Source organism: Sulfurimonas sp., from assembly GCF_014859695.1.
In the GTDB taxonomy this organism is placed as follows: Bacteria; Campylobacterota; Campylobacteria; order Campylobacterales; family Sulfurimonadaceae; genus Sulfurimonas.
Genome location: NZ_JACUTS010000117.1, coordinates 1 through 3,956, shown reverse-complemented (window position 1 = coordinate 3,956; position 3,956 = coordinate 1). Strand labels below are relative to the sequence as shown.

Sequence of the window (3,956 nt, the reverse complement as noted above, 5' to 3'; positions counted from 1 at the left end):
GACCGCACCGTTAAACCAAGCCAGCTTTACAAAGTATCAGCCGTTTATAAAATGGGTTGGCGGCAAAAGAGGTCTGCTATCTCAAATTATCCCGCTTATTCCAAAAGAGTTTAACAACTATTTTGAGCCTTTTGTCGGAGGAGGCGCACTCTTTTTTGAACTCTACTCACAAGGTATCTTAAAAGATAAGCAAGTTTATCTTTTTGATATCAACTCAGAACTTATCAATGCCTATAATGTTGTAAAATACAATCCATCTGAACTTATAAAAAATCTAAGAGAATTTAAAGAAAAACACTCTAAAGAATTTTACTATGATATAAGAGCTTGGGATCGTGAAGAGGATTTTTTTGCAAAAGGCGATGTTTTAAGAGCAACAAGATTTATATATCTCAACAAAACATGTTTCAATGGACTCTACAGAGTAAATAGCAAAGGCTACCATAATGTACCGATCGGGAGTTATAAAAACCCAAATATTTGTGATGAATTTGTCATCTACAACGCTAGTGAAGCTCTGCAAAAAGCCACCATTTTAAATACTTCCTACAAAGATGTTATGGAACATGCTTCAAAAGATGATTTTGTCTATTTTGATCCTCCATATTACCCATTAACACAAACATCAAGTTTTACATCATATAGTGAGTTCTCATTTTTAGATAAAGAGCAGAGTGAACTTTTTGAAGTTTTTAAAAAGTTAAATAAAAAAGAATGTAAAGTCGCGCACTCAAACTCTGATACGGATTTTATAAAAAAACTATATGATGAATTTCATATTGAAGAGATACAAGCGAATAGGTTTATTAATAGTAAAAGCAGTGGTCGTGGAAAGATAAGTGAAGTTTTGGTAAGGAATTAATTTTGTGTTCAATTATTAAAAATGGATTTAGTCATATTGACAAAATAGGTGTGTTTCAGCAACAAAAAATAAATGGTTGCACTCATGAGCAAAATCGTAAAAAGATAAGAGATGAAATAGTAGATTTATTTAAATCTGAACAGGCCGGCACCGGTAAAGCAGAAAATTCTACAAAAGTTATTTATTGTGTTGAACAAATTGATGATGAAATAATTTATTTGCAAAGACCGGCAATTTTAAATAAGGGATTTGATTTCACTGTAAACACAAAAACATATTCATTTTTTTCTCCAACTGATAAGCAACAAAAAAGATATACTAAAACACCAAGTCATAAAAGCATAGAGATATTACTAACTAGTCTAAAAAATCAAAATGCAAGTGACTTTAAAATAGTAATGAGTGCTATTGCGGATATCTATTTCTGTACAGATCCTAGTGCTATTATATTGACTAATTTAACTAACGATTCAATTGGCAAAATCAAAATAGAAACCTTTTTAAAAGTTATTAAGTGGCTTTTTATTGAACAAGATATTACTTACTGGAGCTTTTCAGGACGAGCAATGCTTTATAACGGACTTCAAAATGTATAAATTTGAAACCTTAAAAAACACACTTCAAGACTCTATACTTACATGGGATTATTTTACAGACTTTGAAAAAGTGAAAAAGAATGTTAAAACAATAGAAAAAGAACTCAACCTCCTTAATTATCTTATCGGAAAAGAGAACCTTGAAGAAGAGTTTTTATCTTTGGTTGAAGAGTATCCAAAAGTTAGAAAAATACTTCCAATATTGATTGCGATTAGAGATGATAAGCTATCTTGTACTCCTGTTATAACTGATATAGAGACTTTAGTGCCTGAAAATAAAAAATATATTTTTCATGATCCGATTGATGAAAACATAAAAAAAGAGCTGCTTATTTTTTTTAAAGAGAGTGGATTAAAAGATATTTTTGAAAGTAAAGTAATTAAAAATTTAGTTGATTACTGTTTTGGTGTTGAGGTCGGTTTTGATACAAATGCGAGAAAAAACAGAACTGGCAGCATCATGGAAAAACTTGTGTTTAAGTTTTTAGAAGAGTTTTGCGAGGAAAACAAAAACCTGCAATTTATAGAGCAAGCAACGCAAAAAAGGATAAAAGAATTTTTCAACTATGATATAAAAATTGATAAAAATAGCAGAAGATTTGACTTTGCTCTGTTTGATAAGGCAAAAAATAAGCTGTTTTTAATTGAGGTAAACTACTATAGCGGCGGCGGTTCAAAGCTCAAAGCAACCGCTGGCGAATATCAATACTTAAATAATTTTGTAAAATCTCAAAACATTGATTTTATCTGGATAACTGACGGCAAAGGTTGGCTTACTTCACTTAAACCTTTAGAAGAAACTTTTATACATAATGATTATGTAATAAATTTAGATATGCTCAAAAATGAGATTTTAAAAGAAATAGTAAGTTAATTAACTTACTTTTAAGTTTTCAAAGGCTAAGATTATGATTGAAAAACAGTTAAAAGAGATTTTAAAAAAGAGAAATTTAAAGCCTGTTGATGTTTATAAGGCTTTAGAAATTGACAAAGTTGTCTTTTATCAGTCAATACGAACAAGCAATCTAAACAATAAAACTCTGCATAAGATTTTGAGATATTTAGAGCTTGAAATAGAGGTGCTTTTACATGAAAAAAGAGTTAGAGGTGTTCAACCTTAATTGCTGTAATCCTACTGTGTTTTCAATGAAAAAGTACATCAAAAAATATAAAAAAGTTTGGGTCGGTTTTCATGAGAAAAGATATTTTATATTAGACGCATTCTTATTTGAGAGATTTGTTCAAAATTTAAATCTTGAAGATGATGATCTTATAGAGGAAATTTTTTAAAAAGTATGACAATTAGCCATATTTTTTAAATTTTTTCTTCAATCTGCTATTATATTAGTAATTTAATTTGAGGACAAAGTTATGATAATGGAAAATTACAAAAAACTTTATATAGCAGAAGATAGTGAATTGGTGACTGATTATATCATCGATAACTATATGGTTTGGCGTAGTAAGCATTGGGAATGGTTGTATTTACAAAAAGGTAGAACTTGCAAGTTTGACACATTAGAAGATTATTCTCTTGTTTGGTGTGAATCGGACGATGAATTTGAAGAGATAGATAAAAAAATAGACCCTAAACATCCTGATGTATTTGACTACTCATTTGAATTTGATTATCCGAGTTTACTTATTAAAACAGAGTATTTAGAATTATGTCTAAAATAAAAAAACTCCAACCTGAAAATTTCGAGCAGGAATGTACAACTGTCTGGAGTTTTGCTCGTCGGGGAAAGTGGGCTACGCATAATTCAAAGTACAGAGGAAACTGGGCACCTGAAGTTGTGAGAAATCTTCTTTTGAGATATTCAAAAGAGAAAGATTGTTTACTAGACCCTATGATTGGCGGCGGAACAACTGCTATAGAGTGCAAACTTTTAAATCGCCATCTTTTAGCCTTGGATATAAATCCACATGCAATAGAATTAACGCAAAAAGCACTTGAATTTGAATGTGAATACAACCCTAAAATAAGAGTAGAGCTTAACGACGCAAGAGATTTGTCGCTACTAAAAGATGAAAGCATTGATTTTATTTTAAATCATCCACCTTATGCGGATATTATAAAATATAGTGAAAAACAGATTGAGCAAGATCTCTCAAACATACATGATTTAGAAAAGTTTTGTGACGAGATGGAAAAAGTAGCAAATGAGCTTTATAGGGTTTTGAAAAAAGATAAATATTGCGCCATTTTAATTGGAGATACGAGAAGAAATAAGATGTATCAACCTATGGCGTTTATGGTAATGCAGAGATTTTTAAAAGCAGGATTTGAGCTTAAAGAAGACATCATTAAACATCAGCATAATTGCAAGGCTACGGGGTTTTGGGTAAAGAAAAGCAAAGAGGCAAATTTTTTACTTATTATGCATGAGCATCTCTTCATATTCAAAAAAAGCTAAAAATTCTTAAAAGTAGTGTATTATTCGGAATACATTCTTTATTTAGGATATAAATATGGATTCAATTCTTTTAGAAGATAA

The 3,956-nt window shown here is 30.2% G+C and carries 7 protein-coding genes; all 7 read left to right on the top strand.

The window, feature by feature from the left end:
* The coding region (locus tag IBX42_RS11495; RefSeq protein ID WP_365943700.1) for a DNA adenine methylase at positions 1-862 on the top strand (862 nt) is incomplete at its 5' end.
* A gap of 2 nt (positions 863-864) precedes the next feature.
* Positions 865-1,458 (top strand): hypothetical protein, encoded by a 594-nt coding sequence (locus IBX42_RS11490; protein WP_294933072.1) that lies wholly within the window; start codon positions 865-867, stop codon positions 1,456-1,458.
* A complete protein-coding gene (locus tag IBX42_RS11485) occupies positions 1,451-2,332 on the top strand; it encodes a type II restriction endonuclease (protein ID WP_294933071.1) in 882 nt (293 codons plus the stop codon). The genes IBX42_RS11490 and IBX42_RS11485 overlap by 8 nt, the downstream gene beginning before the upstream one ends.
* A 34-nt stretch (positions 2,333-2,366) precedes the next feature.
* Positions 2,367-2,579 carry a hypothetical protein gene (locus IBX42_RS11480; protein ID WP_294933070.1) on the top strand — a complete coding sequence of 71 codons (213 nt, stop codon included), beginning with the start codon at positions 2,367-2,369 and terminating at the stop codon, positions 2,577-2,579.
* Positions 2,580-2,604: 25 nt separating this feature from the next.
* On the top strand, positions 2,605-2,748 hold the full coding sequence (locus IBX42_RS11475) for a hypothetical protein (protein ID WP_294933069.1): 144 nt from the start codon (positions 2,605-2,607) through the stop codon (positions 2,746-2,748).
* 87 nt (positions 2,749-2,835) lie between these two features.
* The gene (locus tag IBX42_RS11470) at positions 2,836-3,138 is read left to right on the top strand and encodes a hypothetical protein (RefSeq protein ID WP_294933068.1); all 303 of its coding nucleotides are present in this window, start codon (positions 2,836-2,838) and stop codon (positions 3,136-3,138) included.
* Positions 3,126-3,875, top strand: a complete 750-nt coding sequence (locus IBX42_RS11465; RefSeq protein WP_294933066.1) for a DNA methyltransferase — start codon at positions 3,126-3,128, stop codon at positions 3,873-3,875. The genes IBX42_RS11470 and IBX42_RS11465 overlap by 13 nt, the downstream gene beginning before the upstream one ends.
* Positions 3,876-3,956: the final 81 nt, after the last annotated feature.

Bases quoted from the DNA above. Each gene is read 5' to 3' on its own strand.
- IBX42_RS11470 (WP_294933068.1), top strand. From the start codon at position 2,836: ATGGAAAATTACAAAAAACTTTATATAGCAGAAGATAGTGAATTGGTG.
- IBX42_RS11465 (WP_294933066.1), top strand. From the start codon at position 3,126: ATGTCTAAAATAAAAAAACTCCAACCTGAAAATTTCGAGCAGGAATGT.
- IBX42_RS11475 (WP_294933069.1), top strand. From the start codon at position 2,605: ATGAAAAAGTACATCAAAAAATATAAAAAAGTTTGGGTCGGTTTTCAT.
- IBX42_RS11485 (WP_294933071.1), top strand. From the start codon at position 1,451: ATGTATAAATTTGAAACCTTAAAAAACACACTTCAAGACTCTATACTT.
- IBX42_RS11480 (WP_294933070.1), top strand. From the start codon at position 2,367: ATGATTGAAAAACAGTTAAAAGAGATTTTAAAAAAGAGAAATTTAAAG.